This is a genomic window from Streptomyces sp. NPDC006463 (genome assembly GCF_042870715.1).
GTDB lineage: Bacteria > Actinomycetota > Actinomycetes > Streptomycetales > Streptomycetaceae > Streptomyces.
On sequence record NZ_JBIAHP010000010.1, the window covers coordinates 166,233 to 182,098 of the forward strand.

Here is a 15,866-nt window from a genome sequence, read left to right on the forward strand (position 1 = left end):
AAACCAATTTCCGGCTACCCCTTGTCACCTGGGCCGCTGACTGATGAGCTATGCCCGGGGACACAACGGACACCCTGGGAAAGGGAGATGTCGTGAGCAATGAAAGCCTGGCCAATCTGCTCAAGGAGGAGCGGCGGTTCGCACCGCCTGCCGATCTGGCCGCCGCTGCCAATGTGACACAGGCTGCGTACACACAGGCCGACGCGGACCGGCTGGGCTTCTGGGCCGAGCAGGCCCGGCGGCTGACCTGGGCCACGGAGCCGACCGAGACGCTCGACTGGACGAACCCGCCCTTCGCGAAGTGGTTCGCGGACGGCAAGCTGAACGTCGCGTACAACTGCGTGGACCGGCACGTGGAGGCCGGCAACGGCGACCGCGTCGCCATCCACTTCGAGGGCGAGCCCGGCGACAGCCGTGCGATCACCTACGCCGAGCTCAAGGACGAGGTCTCCAGGGCCGCGAACGCCCTGACCGAGCTGGGCGTCCAGGCCGGCGACCGCGTCGCCGTCTACCTGCCGATGATCCCCGAGGCGGTCGTCGCGATGCTCGCGTGCGCCCGCATCGGCGCCGCGCACTCCGTGGTCTTCGGCGGTTTCTCCGCCGACGCCGTCGCCTCCCGCATCCAGGACGCCGACGCCAAGCTGGTCATCACCGCCGACGGCGGCTACCGCCGCGGCAAGCCCAGCGCCCTGAAGCCCGCCATCGACGAGGCCGTCGGCAAGTGTCCGCAGGTCGAGCGCGTGCTCGTCGTACGGCGCACCGGCCAGGACACCGCCTTCACCGAGGGCCGCGACGTCTGGTGGCACGACGTGGTCGGCCGCCAGTCCGCCGAGCACACGCCGCAGGCCTTCGACGCCGAGCACCCGCTGTTCATCCTCTACACCTCGGGGACCACGGGTAAGCCGAAGGGCATCCTGCACACCTCGGGCGGCTACCTCACGCAGGCCGCGTACACCCACCACGCGGTCTTCGACCTGAAGCCGGAGACCGACGTCTACTGGTGCACCGCCGACATCGGCTGGGTGACCGGGCACTCGTACATCGTCTACGGGCCGCTCGCGAACGGCGCCACCCAGGTGATGTACGAGGGCACCCCGGACACCCCGCACCAGGGCCGGTTCTGGGAGGTCGTGCAGAAGTACGGCGTCACCATCCTCTACACGGCGCCCACGGCCATCCGTACCTTCATGAAGTGGGGCGACGACATCCCCGCGAAGTTCGACCTGTCGAGCCTGCGCGTGCTGGGCTCGGTCGGCGAGCCGATCAACCCCGAGGCCTGGATCTGGTACCGCAAGCACATCGGCGGCGACCGCTGCCCGATCGTGGACACCTGGTGGCAGACCGAGACCGGCGCGATGATGATCTCCCCGCTGCCGGGCGTCACGGAGGCCAAGCCGGGCTCGGCACAGCGTGCGCTGCCGGGCATCTGCGCCACCGTCGTGGACGACGAGGCGAACGAGGTCCCCAACGGCGGAGGCGGCTACCTCGTCCTCACCGAGCCGTGGCCCTCGATGCTGCGCACCATCTGGGGCGACGACCAGCGGTTCATCGACACCTACTGGTCGCGCTTCGAGGGCAAGTACTTCGCCGGCGACGGCGCCAAGAAGGACGAGGACGGCGACATCTGGCTGCTGGGCCGGGTGGACGACGTGATGCTGGTGTCCGGGCACAACATCTCGACCACCGAGGTCGAGTCGGCGCTCGTCTCCCACCCCTCGGTCGCCGAGGCGGCCGTGGTCGGCGCGAACGACGAGACCACCGGCCAGGCCATCGTGGCCTTCGTCATCCTGCGCGGCAGCGCCTCCGAGACCGAGAACCTGGTCGCGGACCTGCGCAACCACGTGAGCGCCACGCTCGGCCCGATCGCCAAGCCGAAGCGGATCCTGCCGGTCCAGGAGCTGCCGAAGACCCGCTCGGGCAAGATCATGCGCCGTCTGCTGCGCGACGTCGCGGAGAACCGCGCGGTCGGGGACGTCACCACGCTCGCCGACTCCTCGGTCATGGACCTGATCCAGTCCAAGCTGCCGGCCGCCTCCAGCGAGGACTGACGCGGGCCGACGGGCCGATCGGGCTCGGAAGGGCGTCCGGTGCGCAACGCGCCGGACGCCCTTTTCGCGCATAAAGTGATGATCGCCCGATACACCCTTGGCTACACCCTGTAAAATATTGAAAGCGTCAAGAAAGTCCACAGGGTGAGCCGGGAAGTCTGGTCGGCAACTGCATTCGTCATGCCGTCGACCAACCGGAGGTCCCCTTCCGTGGCCACGCCCAACTCGACCGAACCCCAGCGCCGCAAGTTCCTCGGCCGGCTCTCGCTGCCCGAGCGCCGCTTCGTGGCCGATGCCCTGCGCGCCGAGACCGTCGGCGGTGTGCTGCTGCTCGTGGCCACGATCTGCGCCCTGGTCTGGGCGAACACCCCTCCCCTTGCGGCCAGCTACCAGACCGTCAGCGACTTCCACATCGGCCCCGCCGCCATCGGCCTGGACCTGTCCGTACAGCACTGGGCGGCCGACGGCCTGCTCGCCATCTTCTTCTTCGTCGCCGGCATCGAGCTCAAACGCGAGCTGGTCGCGGGCGATCTGCGCGACCGCAAGGCCGCCGCCCTCCCGGTCATCGCCGCCGTCTGCGGCATGGCCGCCCCGGCGCTGGTCTACGCCCTCGTCAACGTGCTCGGCGACGGCTCACTGGCCGGCTGGGCGGTCCCGACCGCAACCGACATCGCCTTCGCGCTCGCCGTCCTCGCGGTCATCGGCACCTCGCTGCCCTCCGCCCTGCGCGCCTTCCTGCTGACCCTGGCCGTCGTCGACGACCTCTTCGCGATCATCATCATCGCGGTGTTCTTCACCAGCGACATCAACTTCCCGGCCCTCGGTGGCGCCGTCGTGGGCCTCGCGCTGTTCTGGTTCCTGCTGCGCCGAGGTGTCCGCGGCTGGTACGTCTACGTCCCGCTCGCCCTGGTCATCTGGGGCCTCATGTACAACAGCGGGGTCCACGCCACCATCGCCGGTGTCGCCATGGGCCTGATGCTGCGCTGTCACCGCAAGGAGGGCGAGGAGCAGTCCCCCGGCGAGCACATCGAGCACCTCGTACGGCCCGTCTCGGCCGGGCTCGCCGTACCGCTCTTCGCGCTCTTCTCGGCCGGAGTCTCGCTCTCCGACGAGGCCATCGCCCAGGTCTTCACCCGGCCGGAGACCCTCGGCGTCGTCCTCGGCCTGGTCGTCGGCAAGACCGTCGGCATCTTCGGCGGCACCTGGCTGGCGGCTCGCTTCACCAAGGCGGAGCTGAACGAGGACCTCGCCTGGCCGGACGTGCTCGCCGTCGCCTCGGTCGCCGGCATCGGATTCACGGTCTCGCTGCTGATCGGCGAACTCGCCTTCGCAGACGACCGGACCCTCATGTACGAGATCAAGGCCGCCGTCCTGATCGGTTCCCTCATCGCCGCGATCGTCGCCTGCGTCCTGCTCAAGCTCCGCGACCGCAAGTACCGGGCGCTCACCGAGGCCGAGGAGCGCGACGAGGACCGCGACGGCATCCCGGACATCTACGAGGAGCACAACCCCGCATACCACCTGCGGATGGCGAAGATCTACGACGAGAAGGCCGCGGAGCACCGCCGCAAGGCCGAAGCGGCGGCCGGGTCCAGCATCGAGGGCGACGGTCCGGCATGATCTGACTGGGACCGACGGCGCAGGACAGCCGCCGGCAACTGACGACAGAGGGAGAGAGCGATGAGCGCAGTGGACCAAGGGGCGCAAGGAGCCGAGCGCACGCTCGGCCAGCTGGTCGCCTCGGCCACCGCCGAGATGTCCGCCCTGGTGCACGACGAGATCGCCCTCGCCAAGGTCGAGATCAAGCAGGACGTCAAGCGCGCGGGCATCGGCAGCGGCGCGGCGATCGTCGCGGGCGTGCTCCTGCTCTTCTCCCTCCCCGTACTGAGTTTCGCCGCGGCCTACGGGATCCATAACCTCGGGCTCGGGCTCGCCTGGTCCTTCCTCATCGTCGGCGTCGCGTTCTGGCTGCTCGCGGGCCTGGTCGGGCTGGTCGCCTACGCGAAGTTCAAGAAGGTCAAGCCGCCGGCGAAGACCATCGAAGCGGTCAAGCAGACCGCCGCGCTCGTCGTGACCGTCAAGCCCCACGAGCGGCCGTTGAGTGACAAGGCCGTGGGTGTGGCACGCTCGTCCTCATGACAGCGCCTTCGCCGGACCCCAGCACTCCCCCCACTGCTGCCACGGCGGTACGGCTCGATCTCCCCGGCGGGAAAGCGGTGACGCACCGGGACGTCGCCGCCAACGGCGCCCGCTTCCACGTCGCCGAGCTCGGTGACGGACCGCTGGTGCTGCTCCTGCACGGCTTCCCGCAGTTCTGGTGGACCTGGCGGCACCAGATGGTGGCGCTCGCCGATGCGGGGTACCGCGCGGTCGCGATGGACCTGCGCGGCGTGGGCGGCAGCGACCGCACTCCGCGCGGCTACGACCCCGCCAACCTGGCGCTCGACATCACCGGGGTCGTACGGTCCCTCGGCGAGCCGGACGCCGCGCTCGTGGGGCACGACCTGGGCGGCTACCTCGCCTGGACGGCGGCCGTGATGCGGCCCAAGCTCGTGCGCCGGCTCGTCGTCTCGTCCATGCCGCATCCTCGGCGCTGGCGCTCGGCGATGCTGTCGGACTTCGGTCAGACCCGGGCGAGTTCGCACATCTGGGGCTTCCAGCGGCCGTTCGTGCCCGAGCGGCAGCTCGTCGCCGACGACGGGGCGCTCGTCGGGCAGCTGATCAGGGACTGGTCCGGGCCGCGGCTCCAGGAGGACATCACCGACGAGGACATCGCGGTGTACCGGCGGGCGATGTGCATCCCGTCCACCGCGCACTGCTCGATCGAGCCCTACCGCTGGATGATGCGGTCCATGGCCCGGCCCGACGGGCTCCAGTTCAACCGGCGGATGAAGCGGCCGGTACGGGTGCCGACGCTGCACCTGCACGGCTCGCTCGACCCCGTGATGCGCACGCGGAGCGCGGCCGGCTCCGGCCAGTACGTCGAAGCCCCGTACCGGTGGCGGCTGTTCGACGGCCTCGGGCACTTCCCGCACGAGGAGGACCCGTTGGCCTTCTCCACCGAGCTGGTGAACTGGCTCAAGGACCCCGAACCCGACCGCTGATCGATATGACAAGCATTCAATTGCCCGGCGCATAGGCCAATTGGCCGCCCCGGACGGGGTTACCGACCTTGGGGCACGGGCACAGCTCGGAGTATGGGCTGGACGCACGACTACGGTGACACCGCACGCGAACGCCGCTCGGCAGCGACGCCGGGCAGCTACGAGAGGGCCGGCCGCCACGGCCACGACCTCCGACTCGGGATTCCGCGCATCCTGCGCCGCCGGGCCCTGTGGGTCTCGGCGCGGCTGCGTCATCCGCGGACGTAGAGACACCGGCGGGGCCCGCGACTCGGCGCCGGGCCCCGCACCTCGGCCTCAGCGCGTCAGAGGGCGCAGCCCTGGCTGTCGACCCGCTGCTCGGCGATCCGGCCGATCCGGATGTCGTCGCGGATCTCGTCCGCCGTCAGCGCGTAACCGGTGTTCGGGTCGTCGAGAGACTTCGCGAAGACGACCCCGTACACCTTGCCGTCGGGCGTCAGCAGCGGACCGCCGGAGTTGCCCTGGCGGACCGTCGCGTACAGCGAGTAGACGTCGCGCCGGACGGTGCCCCGGTGGTAGATGTCCGGGCCGTTGGCGTTGATCCGGCCGCGGACGCGGGCGGAGCGGACGTCGTACGCGCCGTTCTCCGGGAAGCCGGCGACGATCGCGTCGCTGCTGCTCGCCGCGTCCCTGTCGGTGAACTCCAGCGCCGGGGCCTTCAGCTTGGGCACGTCCAGGACGGCGATGTCGCGCTCCCAGTCGTAGAGCACGACCTTGCCGTCATACAGCTTGCCCTCGCCGCCGACCTGCACGGTCGGCTCGCCGACTCCGCCGACGACATGCGCGTTGGTCATCACCTTGCCGGGCGCGAAGACGAAGCCCGTGCCCTCCAGCACCTTGCTACAGCTGGGTGCGGTGCCGACGACCTTCACGATCGAGCGCTTGGCCTGCTGGGTGACGGGACTGTGCGCGAGCGCCGGATCGGGCGCCTTCACCTCGGCGATGGGCTCGTTGGAGAACGGGCTGAAGACCTGCGGGAAGCCGTTCTGCGCGAGGGTCGCACTGAAGTCCGAGAACCAGGTGTTCGCCTGGGCGGGCAGCACCCGCGACACGCCCAGGAGCACCTTGGAGTTGCGGACTTCCTTGCCCAGCGTGGGAAGTGACGTACCGGCGAGCGCGGATCCGATCAGCCAGGCCACCAGCAGCATCGCGACGACGTTGACCAGGGCACCGCCGGTCGCGTCCAGCACGCGCGCCGGTGACCAGGTGATGTGGCGCCGGAGCCGGCTCCCCAGGTGGGTGGTCAGGGCCTGGCCGATCGAGGCACAGACGATGATCACGACGACGACGATGACGACGACCGTGGTGGACACCTGGGTGCCGTTGTCCGTCACCCGGTCCCAGACCAGCGGGATCAAGGACATCGCGACGAGACCACCGCCGAGGAAGCCGATCACCGACAGGATGCCGACGACGAAGCCCTGGCGGTAGCCGACGATCGCGAACCATACGGCGGCGAGCAACAACAGGATGTCCAGCACGTTCACGTGGGCCACCGTCTCATGCGCGCCAGTCGAGCGGGACGTGACGTGAGCGGTCCCACGGTCGCTCCCAGCCCGCGAAATGCAGGATCCGGTCGATCACCCCGGCGGTGAAACCCCAGACCAGAGCCGATTCGACGGTGAATCCCGGGCCCAGGTGGCCGCTGGGATGGACGGTCATGACCCGGTGCCCGGGGTCCGTGAGATCGGCCACCGGGACCGTGAAGACGCGGGCCGTCTCGGCCGGGTCCACGGCGCCGACCGGGCTCGGGGCGCGCCACCAGCCGAGGACCGGGGTCACGACGAACTCGCTGACCGGGATGTAGAGGCGGGGCAGCACCCCGAAGAGCTGGACACCGGAGGGGTCGAGCCCGGTCTCCTCCTCGGCCTCGCGCAGCGCCGCGCGCAGCGGGCCGGTGGTGTGCGGATCGCCGTCCTCGGGGTCCAGGGCGCCCCCTGGGAAGGACGGCTGGCCCGCGTGCGAGCGCAGGGTGCCGGCGCGCTCCATGAGCAGCAGCTCGGGCCCGCGGGGGCCTTCGCCGAACAGGACGAGCACGGCGGACTGCCGGCCCCCGCCGTCCTCGGGCGGCAGGAACCGGCTCAGCTGGGTCGGGCGCACCGTGCGCACGGCCTCGACGACGGGGTCGAGCCAGCCGGGCAGGCCGTCCGTGGTGACCTCGATCGCGTCGCGGCCCTCCCCTGCCTCGCCGGCATCGCGGGCCCCGCCCACATCACGGGCTCCCGCCGTCGTCTCGTCCCGTGTACCGCGCGTCATAGGCACCCCTGTCCGCGTCTCTCCGTCAACACCGTGTCCCACACCGCCAAACGCGGTCCGGGTACCGATTCGTTCCTGTCGTCGCCCGTCAGGGCGCCGGGGTGCCCAGCGGCGGGGCCGGGAGGCCCGGGTAGTCCGGGGGCGGGCTCAGGCGCTGCCCCGGCTGGCCGCCCTTCTCGTACTTGAGCAGCTTGCGCGCCTTCTCCGGGTCGGTCTCGCCCTCCCCGTACGCCGGGCAGAGCGGGGCGATCGGGCAGGCTCCGCAGGCGGGCCTGCGGGCGTGGCAGATCCGGCGGCCGTGGAAGACGACGCGGTGCGAGAGCATCGTCCACTCGCTCTTCGGGAAGATCGCGCAGATCTCCGCCTCGACCTTCTCCGGATCCTCCTGCTCGGTCCACTTCCAGCGGCGCACGAGCCGGCCGAAGTGGGTGTCGACGGTGATCCCCGGGACCCCGAAGGCGTTGCCGAGGACCACGTTCGCGGTCTTGCGGCCGACGCCGGGCAGGGTCACCAGGTCCTCTATCCGGCCCGGCACCTCCCCGCCGAAGTTGTCCCGCAGGGCCTGCGAGAGGCCGAGCAGGGACCGGGACTTCGCGCGGAAGAACCCGGTCGGCTTGATCAGCTCCTCCAGGTGCTCGGGAGCCGCCGCCGCCATGTCCTCGGGGGTGGGGTAGGCGGCGAAGAGGGCCGGGGTCGTCTGGTTCACCCGCAGATCGGTGGTCTGCGCGGACAGCACCGTCGCGACGAGCAGCTCGAAGGGATTGCGGAAGTCGAGCTCCGGATGGGCGTACGGATAGATCTCGGCCAGCTCGCGGTTGATGCGGCGGGCCCGGCGGACCATCGCCAGACGGGATTCGGGCTTGGCCACGGACGGTTTCTTGGCCGAACCTTTGCCCTGACGGGCGGGCTGGGCCTTCGCGGACACCTTCGAGGGGGCTTGTTCGCCCACGGCTGAATTTTGGGTGGCGGTCACTCCCGCAGACCCCTTGGCCTGTGCTCTCACCGGCTTGTTGGACACCCGGCCAGCCTAAGGCCGGCCGCTGACACCCGCCCGGACCTCAGGTAACACCACCCCGATTGGTCTCCCACCGCACAGCACGCCCGTATGTCCGGCATCCTAGGTAGTGATTGATCGCACTGTTTGAGCCGTCCGGCAAAATGGGAGACCGGTCCCCTGAGCTGGTCGACATAGGAGAGAGACTCGTGGACGACGTTCTGCGGCGCGCCCCGCTCTTCGCGGCGCTCGATGACGAGCAGGCCGCGGAGCTCCGCGCCTCCATGGGCGAGGTGACCCTCGCACGCGGCGACGCCCTGTTCCACGAGGGCGATCCCGGCGACCGGCTGTATGTCGTGACCGAGGGCAAGGTGAAGCTCCACCGCACCTCCCCCGACGGCCGCGAGAACATGCTGGCCGTCCTCGGTCCCGGCGAGCTGATCGGCGAGCTGTCGCTGTTCGACCCGGGCCCGCGCACCGCCACCGCCACCGCCCTGACCGAGGTCAAGCTCCTCGGCCTGGGCCACGGCGACCTCCAGCCCTGGCTCAACGCCCGGCCCGAGGTCGCGACCGCGCTGCTGCGCGCCGTCGCGCGGCGCCTGCGCAAGACCAACGACCAGATGTCCGACCTGGTCTTCTCCGACGTTCCCGGTCGTGTGGCGCGGGCGCTCCTCGACCTGTCGCGCCGCTTCGGCGTGCAGTCGGAGGAGGGCATCCACGTGGTGCACGACCTCACGCAGGAGGAGCTCGCGCAGCTCGTCGGCGCCTCTCGCGAGACCGTGAACAAGGCTCTGGCCGACTTCGCAGGCCGTGGGTGGCTCCGCCTGGAGGCGCGTGCGGTGATCCTGCTGGACGTGGAGCGCCTCGCGAAGCGTTCGCGCTGACCCCCGGCTTCGTGAAGGGCCTCGCCTGTACCTCGGGCGGGGCCCTTCGCGTTTCCCGGGTGCGGCCCCCTGCCCGGACGGGGCCGGATTCGCCCGGGGACCGTGCACAGTGGAGGTATGGAGCACAGAGGTCTCGACGCGTACGGGTACTTCGAGCGGGAGGGATCGCTCGGGCAGGTGCAGGCCGAGTTCAAGGGGGTCGTCGCCGCCGCGCGCGAGCGGATCTCCGAGGCGTACGGGCGGCGGCTGCACAGCGCGTACCTGTACGGGTCCGTGCCGCGCGGGACGGCCCGGCCCGGGCGGTCCGACCTCGACCTGTTGCTCGCCCTGCACCACGAGCCCGCCGACGAGGACCGGGACGCCGCCGAGGTGCTGGCACAGGGGCTCGACGAGGACTTCCCCGAGATCGACGGCGCCCCCGTCCTGCTGTACGGCAAGGACAACCTGCTGAGCGAGCAGGAACGATTCGACCTCGGCTGGTTCCTCGCCTGCCTGTGCACCCCGCTGCTCGGCGCAGACCTGGCCGAGCACCTGCCCCGCTACCGCCCGGACAGCCTGCTCGCCCGGGAGACCAACGGCGACCTGGCCGAGGTATTGCCCACCTGGCGGGCGAAGGCGCAGGCGGCATCCGGCCCGGACGAGTACCGGGCCCTCGCCCGGGCCTTCGCACGGCGCCTGGTGCGCACCGGATTCACGCTGGTCATGCCACGGTGGGGCGGCTGGACCAGCGATCTCACCGAGTCAGCGGAAGTCTTCGGCACGTACTACCCGCAGCGCGCCGCCCAGATGCGGGCCGCGGCCGCCGTGGCGCTCGACCCGGTCGCGGACGCGGCCGTGCTGCGCGGCTACATCGAGGACCTCGGGCCGTGGCTCGCGGACGAGTACACGGCCCGGCACGGTACGAAAACGCCTCGGGGCTAGGGGCTAGGGGCTAGGGGCTAGGGGCTAGGGCAGCCTCAGCGCTTCTCGTCGACCACGAGGGCTTCGACGGCCGTCTTGGCCTCCGCCAGGCCCGCGCCGGTGATCCGGCGGTAGGTCTTGATGGCCGAGATCTTGCGGTCGGCCATGAGGTGGGCCCGCACCTCGTCCATCCCGGCCGGCTCCGGCTCCTCGATGCCGAAGTGGTCCAGCACCAGGGCCAGGCGGCGCTCCGTGCGGTCCACCTTGAGCTGCAGGCTCTGCACGCGGAGTGTCACCGTGGAGGTGATCCAACCAGCCGTGGCAACCAGCATGACCAGCAAGAACACGGTGTTCATTCGGGCCCTCCAGGGATCAGTCCGTGATCTTGAAGGTACTCCAGCTGCGCCCGGACGGACCACTCCGCGGCCGGCCACAGGGAGCGGTCCACATCCGCGTAGACGTGGGCGACGACCTGCTCCGGGGTGACGAAGCCGTCCTCGACGGCGGTCTCGACCTGGGCGAGGCGGTGCGCGCGGTGGGCCAGGTAGTACTCGACGACGCCCTGGGCGTCCTCCAGGACCGGCCCGTGGCCCGGCAGGACGGTGTGCACGCCGTCGTCGACCGTGAGCGAGCGCAGGCGGCGCAGCGAGTCCAGGTAGTCGCCCAGGCGGCCGTCGGGGTGCGCGACGACGGTGGTGCCGCGGCCGAGGATCGTGTCGCCCGTCAGGACGGCCTGGTCGGCGGGCAGGTGGAAGCAGAGCGAGTCGCTGGTGTGGCCCGGGGTCGGGACCACGCGCAGCTCCAGACCGCCGGTGCGGATCACGTCCCCGGCGGCCAGGCCCTCGTCGCCCAGGCGCAGGGCCGGGTCCAGGGCGCGGACCTTGGTGCCGGTGAGCTCGGCGAACCGGCCGGCCCCCTCGGCGTGGTCGGGGTGGCCGTGGGTCAGCAGGGTCAGCGCGATCCGCTTGCCGGCCCGCTCGGCGGTGTCGACGACCGCGCGCAGGTGCGCCTCGTCCAGCGGGCCGGGGTCGACGACGACGGCCAGGTCGGAACCGGGCTCGGACAGCAGCCAGGTGTTGGTGCCGTCCAGGGTCATCGCGGAAGCGTTGGGGGCCAGGACGTTGACCGCGCGGGCGGTGGCGGGGCCGGAGGTGACGACCCCGCGGGGCTGGCCGGGCAGAGCGGCGGCGTCGGTCATGCGGAGCCTCCGGGACGCACTCGCTTCGTGAACTCGTCGTGGCCCGGCCAGCTGAGCACCAGCTCGCCGTCCTCCAGCGTGGCCCGGGCCAGTACGGGGGTCAGGTCCTGCGCGTCGGCCGCGGCGAGCGCGTCGGCGGCGCTCCCGTACGGCTCCAGGGAACGCAGGGTGGAGATGGTGGGCGGCATCATCAGCAGCTCGCCCTTGTCGTACCCGGCGGCCGCGTCGGCGGGCCGGATCCAGACGGTCCGGTCGGCCTCGGTGGAGGCGTTGCGGGTGCGCTGGCCCTCGGGGAGGGCGGCGACGAAGAACCACGTGTCGTAGCGGCGCGGCTCGAACTCCGGGGTGATCCAGCGCGCCCACGCCCCCAGCAGGTCGGAGCGCAGCCGCAGGCCGCGGCGGTCCAGGAACTCCGCGAAGGACAGCTCCCGCGCCACGAGGGCCTGGCGGTCGGCCTCCCAGTCGTCGCCGGTGGTGTCGCCGACGACGGTGTCCGGGGTCTGCCCGGCGAGCAGGACGCCCGCCTCCTCGAAGGTCTCCCGGACGGCGCCGCAGACGATGGCCTGGGCGGTTCGGGTGTCCGTGCCGAGGCGGCGGGCCCAGTCGTCCCGGCTCGGGCCGGCCCAGCCCACCTGGTGTTCCTCGTCGCGGGGGTCGACCCCGCCGCCGGGGTAGGCGTACGCGCCTCCGGCGAAGGCCATGGAGGCGCGCCTGCGCAGCATGTGCACGGCGGGCCCCGCGGGGGTGTCGCGGAGCAGCATCACGGTGGCGGCGCGGCGCGGGTCCACCGGGGTGAGCGAGCCCTCCGCGAGCGCGCGGATACGGGCGGGCCACTCCGGCGGGTACCACTGGCCTCCGGCGGAGGGCTGGGCCTGGGGCTGCTGCTGACCATTCGGCATGGCCGGATGCTACGGCCATCCGGGCCGATGTTCGAGGGCACCCGGCCCGACTCGGCCGTGGGCGGGGGCTGGATTGCGCTACGGGCAATCCGGCCCCCGCCGAGTCTTTGCCCCGAGGGCTCAGGCTCCGGCGACCAGCTCGACCTGGATCTCGACCTCGACCGGGGCGTCCAGCGGGAGGACCGCCACGCCGACCGCGCTGCGGGCGTGGACGCCCTTGTCGCCGAGGACGGCGCCCAGGAGCTCACTCGCACCGTTCAGCACACCCGGCTGGCCCGTGAAGTCGGGGGCCGAGGCGACGAAGCCGACGACCTTCACGACACGCGCGATCTTGTCGAGGTCGCCGACGACCGACTTGACCGCGGCCAGGGCGTTCAGCGCGCAGGTGGCGGCCAGCTCCTTGGCCTGCTCCGGGGAGACCTCGGCGCCGACCTTGCCGGTGACCGGCATGCTGCCCTTGACCATCGGGAGCTGGCCGGCGGTGTACACGTACACGCCCGACCGCACGGCCGGCTGGTAGGTGGCGAGCGGCGGGACGACCTCGGGCAGGGTCAGGCCGAGCTCGGCCAGCTTCGCGTCGACAACGCCGCTCATGCCTTCTCCCGCTTGAGGTAGGCCACGAGCTGCTCGGGGTTGTTCGGCCCGGGCACGACCTGGACGAGCTCCCAGCCGTCCTCGCCCCAGGTGTCCAGGATCTGCTTGGTGGCGTGGACCAGCAGCGGGACCGTCGCGTATTCGAACTTCTTGGTCATGGGAGCGAGGGTAGTGCCTGTCCTACGGGGCTCATGCGCGCCCCGGGATCCGAGTCGTTAGGCTCGGACGCTGTGAGCAGGCTCCAGGTGGTCAGCGGCAAGGGCGGCACCGGCAAGACCACGGTCGCCGCGGCACTCGCGCTTGCCCTCGCACGCGAGGGCAAACGGACTCTTCTGGTGGAGGTCGAGGGCAGGCAGGGGCTCGCGCAGCTCTTCGGCTCCGAGGCGCTCCCGTACGAGGAGCGGAAGATCGCCGTCGCGCCCGGCGGGGGCGGCGAGGCCGGAGGCGAGGTCTTCGCGCTCGCCATCGACGCCGAACGGGCGCTGCTGGACTACCTCCAGATGTTCTACAAGCTCGGATCGGCCGGCCGTGCGCTCAAGAAGCTCGGCGCCATCGACTTCGCCACGACCATCGCCCCGGGGCTGCGCGACGTGCTGCTGACCGGCAAGGCCTGCGAGGCGGTGCGGCGCAAGGACAAGGCCGGCCGGTTCGTCTACGACCACGTGATCATGGACGCGCCGCCGACCGGGCGGATCACCCGGTTCCTGAACGTCAACGACGAGGTGGCGGGCCTGGCCCGGTTCGGGCCGATCCACAACCAGGCGCAGGCCGTCATGAAGGTGCTCAAGTCCCCCGAGACGGCCGTGCACCTGGTCACCCTCCTGGAGGAGATGCCCGTCCAGGAGACCGCGGACGGCATCGCCGAACTCCGGGAAGCCGGGCTTCCGGTGGGCCGCGTCGTCGTCAACATGGTGCGCCCGCACCACCTGGACGAGGACACCCTGCGCGCCGCGGCCGGCGAGCACCGTGCCGAGGTGGCCAGGGCGCTGTCCCGGGCGGGCCTGGGCGGCGCGCGCCGCGGCGCGGCAGCCGAGCGGCTGGTGGACCCGCTGCTCGCGCAGGCCGCCGAGCACGCGGGCCGGGTGGAGCTGGAGCGCGCGCAGCGTGCCGTACTGGCCGAGCTGGGCGTGCCGACGTACGAACTCCCGCTGCTCGGCGCGGGGATGGATCTGGCCGGGTTGTACGACCTGGCCAAGGAACTGCGGAAGCAGTCGGTGGCCGAATGAGCGAGGGGGTGGACACCGTGGGTCTGGACACTCCGCCGCGGCTGGCGGTCGACCGGCTGCTGGACGACCCGAAGACCCGGATCATCGTGTGCTGCGGGGCGGGGGGGGTCGGCAAGACCACCACGGCCGCGGCCCTCGGCGTACGGGCGGCCGAGCGCGGGCGCAGGGCGGTCGTGCTCACCATCGACCCGGCGCGGCGGCTCGCGCAGTCGATGGGGATCGACTCGCTGGACAACACCCCGCGCAGGGTGGCGACCGTAGGGGCGGACGACGGCGAACTGCACGCCATGATGCTGGACATGAAGCGGACCTTCGACGAGATCGTCGAGGCGCACGCGGACGGCGAACGGGCCCAGGCCATCCTCGCCAACCCCTTCTACCAGTCCCTGTCGGCCGGTTTCGCGGGCACGCAGGAATACATGGCGATGGAGAAGCTGGGGCAGTTGCGGGCCCGGGACGACTGGGACCTGATCATCGTGGACACTCCGCCGAGCCGGTCCGCGCTGGACTTCCTGGACGCGCCGAAGCGGCTCGGGTCCTTCCTGGACGGGAAGTTCATCCGCGTGCTGATGGCACCGGCGAAGGTGGGCGGCCGGGCCGGGATGAAGTTCCTCAATGTCGGCATGTCGATGATGACGGGCACGCTCAGCAAGTTGATGGGGGCCTCGCTGCTGAAGGACGTACAGACCTTCGTGGCCGCGATGGACACCATGTTCGGTGGCTTCCGCACCCGCGCGGACGCCACCTTCCGGCTCCTCCAGGCTCCCGGTACGGCCTTCCTGGTGGTCGCCGCGCCCGAACCGGACGCCCTGCGCGAGGCGGCGTACTTCGTGGAGCGGCTGGCCGCGGAGAACATGCCGCTGGCCGGTCTGGTACTGAACCGGGTGCACGGCAGCGGCGCCGACCAGCTGTCCGCCGCACGGGCGCTGGCCGCCGCGGAGAATCTTGAAGAAGGCGGCATTGTCGATCAGGAGTCCGGGAAAGCTGGACTTCGTGACGCCGCCGACGACGGCTCCCCCGACGTGGACGAGATCACGGCAGGACTGCTGCGCCTGCATGCCGAACGGATGCAGGTGATCGCGCGTGAGCAGCGCACACGCGATCGCTTCACCTCACTGCACCCCGAGGTGGCGGTGGCCGAAGTGGCCGCCCTGCCCGGCGATGTGCACGACCTCGCCGGGCTGCGGGCCATCGGAGAGCGACTCGCGGCCGGGGTTCCGGCCGGAGCGTAGGCGTTCGTACCGTACGTGCGAGTCCGGGTGATCTACCCGGCCGCCGCGTACGTCTCGTACGGAACGTCGATCTCCTCGTCGACATCCATGGTCAGGATGCCCGTACTGCGCTCGTACTCCGTGCGGGCGGTTTCGAGCAGCCGTCGCCACGAGGTGACGGTGGGACGCCGGCGCAACAGCGCACGCCGTTCCCGCTCGGTCATTCCGCCCCACACGCCGAACTCGACACGATTGTCGAGCGCGTCGGCCAGGCACTCGGTCCGCACCGGACATCCGGTGCACACCGCCTTGGCCCTGTTCTGTGCCGCTCCTTGAACGAACAGTTCATCCGGATCGGTAGTGCGGCAGGCTGCCTGCGCACTCCAGTCGGTAACCCAGCCCATCCCGGCGCCGTCCTCTCCCGAATCGAGGCTCCCCCACGGCGGCAGCGGCATATTCACCGCTGCCAGTTGAGGACGTTACGGAAGGCGGGCACAGTGCAACACCCCCGAC

At 71.2% G+C, this 15,866-nt stretch carries 18 protein-coding genes; 9 read left to right on the forward strand and 9 right to left on the reverse strand.

The window, feature by feature from the left end; genetic code table 11:
* Positions 1-50 precede the first annotated feature (50 nt).
* The 5 genes from acs (at position 51) to ACFYOB_RS19845 (ending at position 5,419) form a co-directional block, all read left to right on the forward strand.
* The gene (acs, locus tag ACFYOB_RS19825) at positions 51-2,048 is read left to right on the forward strand and encodes an acetate--CoA ligase (RefSeq protein ID WP_388561128.1); all 1,998 of its coding nucleotides are present in this window, start codon (positions 51-53) and stop codon (positions 2,046-2,048) included.
* Positions 2,049-2,228: 180 nt separating this feature from the next.
* The gene (gene nhaA, locus ACFYOB_RS19830; RefSeq protein ID WP_388561436.1) at positions 2,229-3,668 is read left to right on the forward strand and encodes a Na+/H+ antiporter NhaA; all 1,440 of its coding nucleotides are present in this window, start codon (positions 2,229-2,231) and stop codon (positions 3,666-3,668) included.
* 60 nt (positions 3,669-3,728) lie between these two features.
* Complete coding sequence (locus ACFYOB_RS19835; RefSeq protein ID WP_388561129.1) at positions 3,729-4,187, forward strand: phage holin family protein; 459 nt, start codon at positions 3,729-3,731, stop codon at positions 4,185-4,187.
* Positions 4,184-5,152, forward strand: coding sequence for an alpha/beta fold hydrolase (locus ACFYOB_RS19840; RefSeq protein ID WP_388561130.1), 969 nt, complete (start codon positions 4,184-4,186; stop codon positions 5,150-5,152). The genes ACFYOB_RS19835 and ACFYOB_RS19840 overlap by 4 nt, the downstream gene beginning before the upstream one ends.
* Positions 5,153-5,245: 93 nt before the next feature.
* Positions 5,246-5,419 carry a hypothetical protein gene (locus tag ACFYOB_RS19845; RefSeq protein ID WP_388561131.1) on the forward strand — a complete coding sequence of 58 codons (174 nt, stop codon included), beginning with the start codon at positions 5,246-5,248 and terminating at the stop codon, positions 5,417-5,419.
* A gap of 56 nt (positions 5,420-5,475) precedes the next feature.
* Here ACFYOB_RS19845 and ACFYOB_RS19850 read toward each other — a convergent pair whose 3' ends face one another.
* The 3 genes from ACFYOB_RS19850 to nth all read right to left on the reverse strand — a co-directional run bounded on the left by ACFYOB_RS19850 (position 5,476) and on the right by nth (position 8,396).
* Entirely contained in the window at positions 5,476-6,678 is a 1,203-nt protein-coding gene (locus ACFYOB_RS19850; protein WP_388561132.1) for a MarP family serine protease, read from the reverse strand.
* Between the two features lie 13 nt (positions 6,679-6,691).
* Positions 6,692-7,447, reverse strand: coding sequence for an NUDIX hydrolase (locus ACFYOB_RS19855; RefSeq protein WP_388561133.1), 756 nt, complete (start codon positions 7,445-7,447; stop codon positions 6,692-6,694).
* An 88-nt stretch (positions 7,448-7,535) separates the two neighbouring features.
* The gene (gene nth, locus ACFYOB_RS19860) at positions 7,536-8,396 is read right to left on the reverse strand and encodes an endonuclease III (RefSeq protein ID WP_388561134.1); all 861 of its coding nucleotides are present in this window, start codon (positions 8,394-8,396) and stop codon (positions 7,536-7,538) included.
* 254 nt (positions 8,397-8,650) lie between these two features.
* On the opposite strand from nth, the gene ACFYOB_RS19865 reads away from it, so the two are divergent.
* Together ACFYOB_RS19865 and ACFYOB_RS19870 are read left to right on the forward strand one after the other, a co-directional pair.
* Complete coding sequence (locus tag ACFYOB_RS19865; protein ID WP_003981529.1) at positions 8,651-9,325, forward strand: Crp/Fnr family transcriptional regulator; 675 nt, start codon at positions 8,651-8,653, stop codon at positions 9,323-9,325.
* Between the two features lie 117 nt (positions 9,326-9,442).
* Positions 9,443-10,246 (forward strand): nucleotidyltransferase domain-containing protein, encoded by an 804-nt coding sequence (locus ACFYOB_RS19870; protein ID WP_388561135.1) that lies wholly within the window; start codon positions 9,443-9,445, stop codon positions 10,244-10,246.
* A 35-nt stretch (positions 10,247-10,281) separates the two neighbouring features.
* Here ACFYOB_RS19870 and ACFYOB_RS19875 read toward each other — a convergent pair whose 3' ends face one another.
* The 5 genes from ACFYOB_RS19875 to ACFYOB_RS19895 form a co-directional block, all read right to left on the reverse strand.
* Positions 10,282-10,581 (reverse strand): ribosomal protein L7/L12, encoded by a 300-nt coding sequence (locus tag ACFYOB_RS19875; RefSeq protein WP_388561136.1) that lies wholly within the window; start codon positions 10,579-10,581, stop codon positions 10,282-10,284.
* Entirely contained in the window at positions 10,578-11,423 is an 846-nt protein-coding gene (locus tag ACFYOB_RS19880) for an MBL fold metallo-hydrolase (RefSeq protein ID WP_388561137.1), read from the reverse strand. Before ACFYOB_RS19880 ends, ACFYOB_RS19875 begins: the two co-directional genes overlap by 4 nt.
* A complete protein-coding gene (locus ACFYOB_RS19885) occupies positions 11,420-12,322 on the reverse strand; it encodes an NUDIX hydrolase (RefSeq protein ID WP_388561138.1) in 903 nt (300 codons plus the stop codon). The genes ACFYOB_RS19880 and ACFYOB_RS19885 overlap by 4 nt, the downstream gene beginning before the upstream one ends.
* A 120-nt stretch (positions 12,323-12,442) precedes the next feature.
* Entirely contained in the window at positions 12,443-12,916 is a 474-nt protein-coding gene (locus ACFYOB_RS19890; protein ID WP_388561139.1) for a RidA family protein, read from the reverse strand.
* Entirely contained in the window at positions 12,913-13,074 is a 162-nt protein-coding gene (locus tag ACFYOB_RS19895; RefSeq protein ID WP_007264966.1) for a DUF4177 domain-containing protein, read from the reverse strand. Before ACFYOB_RS19895 ends, ACFYOB_RS19890 begins: the two co-directional genes overlap by 4 nt.
* Before the next feature lie 72 nt (positions 13,075-13,146).
* On the opposite strand from ACFYOB_RS19895, the gene ACFYOB_RS19900 reads away from it, so the two are divergent.
* Positions 13,147-14,142: an ArsA family ATPase gene (locus ACFYOB_RS19900; RefSeq protein ID WP_388561140.1), complete on the forward strand. Its 996-nt coding sequence runs from the start codon at positions 13,147-13,149 to the stop codon at positions 14,140-14,142.
* Entirely contained in the window at positions 14,139-15,374 is a 1,236-nt protein-coding gene (locus tag ACFYOB_RS19905; protein ID WP_388561141.1) for an ArsA family ATPase, read from the forward strand. Before ACFYOB_RS19900 ends, ACFYOB_RS19905 begins: the two co-directional genes overlap by 4 nt.
* Before the next feature lie 32 nt (positions 15,375-15,406).
* Here ACFYOB_RS19905 and ACFYOB_RS19910 read toward each other — a convergent pair whose 3' ends face one another.
* Complete coding sequence (locus ACFYOB_RS19910; protein WP_388561438.1) at positions 15,407-15,757, reverse strand: WhiB family transcriptional regulator; 351 nt, start codon at positions 15,755-15,757, stop codon at positions 15,407-15,409.
* Positions 15,758-15,866 lie beyond the last annotated feature (109 nt).

What these genes read in the sequence shown, in the direction of transcription:
- acs (WP_388561128.1), top strand. Translation starts at nt 51, where the DNA reads ATGCCCGGGGACACAACGGACACCCTGGGAAAGGGAGATGTCGTGAGC.
- nhaA (WP_388561436.1), top strand. Translation starts at nt 2,229, where the DNA reads ATGCCGTCGACCAACCGGAGGTCCCCTTCCGTGGCCACGCCCAACTCG.
- ACFYOB_RS19835 (WP_388561129.1), top strand. Translation starts at nt 3,729, where the DNA reads ATGAGCGCAGTGGACCAAGGGGCGCAAGGAGCCGAGCGCACGCTCGGC.
- ACFYOB_RS19840 (WP_388561130.1), top strand. Translation starts at nt 4,184, where the DNA reads ATGACAGCGCCTTCGCCGGACCCCAGCACTCCCCCCACTGCTGCCACG.
- ACFYOB_RS19845 (WP_388561131.1), top strand. Translation starts at nt 5,246, where the DNA reads ATGGGCTGGACGCACGACTACGGTGACACCGCACGCGAACGCCGCTCG.
- ACFYOB_RS19855 (WP_388561133.1), bottom strand. Translation starts at nt 7,447, where the DNA reads ATGACGCGCGGTACACGGGACGAGACGACGGCGGGAGCCCGTGATGTG.
- ACFYOB_RS19870 (WP_388561135.1), top strand. Translation starts at nt 9,443, where the DNA reads ATGGAGCACAGAGGTCTCGACGCGTACGGGTACTTCGAGCGGGAGGGA.
- ACFYOB_RS19875 (WP_388561136.1), bottom strand. Translation starts at nt 10,581, where the DNA reads ATGAACACCGTGTTCTTGCTGGTCATGCTGGTTGCCACGGCTGGTTGG.
- ACFYOB_RS19880 (WP_388561137.1), bottom strand. Translation starts at nt 11,423, where the DNA reads ATGACCGACGCCGCCGCTCTGCCCGGCCAGCCCCGCGGGGTCGTCACC.
- ACFYOB_RS19885 (WP_388561138.1), bottom strand. Translation starts at nt 12,322, where the DNA reads ATGCCGAATGGTCAGCAGCAGCCCCAGGCCCAGCCCTCCGCCGGAGGC.
- ACFYOB_RS19890 (WP_388561139.1), bottom strand. Translation starts at nt 12,916, where the DNA reads ATGAGCGGCGTTGTCGACGCGAAGCTGGCCGAGCTCGGCCTGACCCTG.
- ACFYOB_RS19895 (WP_007264966.1), bottom strand. Translation starts at nt 13,074, where the DNA reads ATGACCAAGAAGTTCGAATACGCGACGGTCCCGCTGCTGGTCCACGCC.
- ACFYOB_RS19905 (WP_388561141.1), top strand. Translation starts at nt 14,139, where the DNA reads ATGAGCGAGGGGGTGGACACCGTGGGTCTGGACACTCCGCCGCGGCTG.
- ACFYOB_RS19910 (WP_388561438.1), bottom strand. Translation starts at nt 15,757, where the DNA reads ATGGGCTGGGTTACCGACTGGAGTGCGCAGGCAGCCTGCCGCACTACC.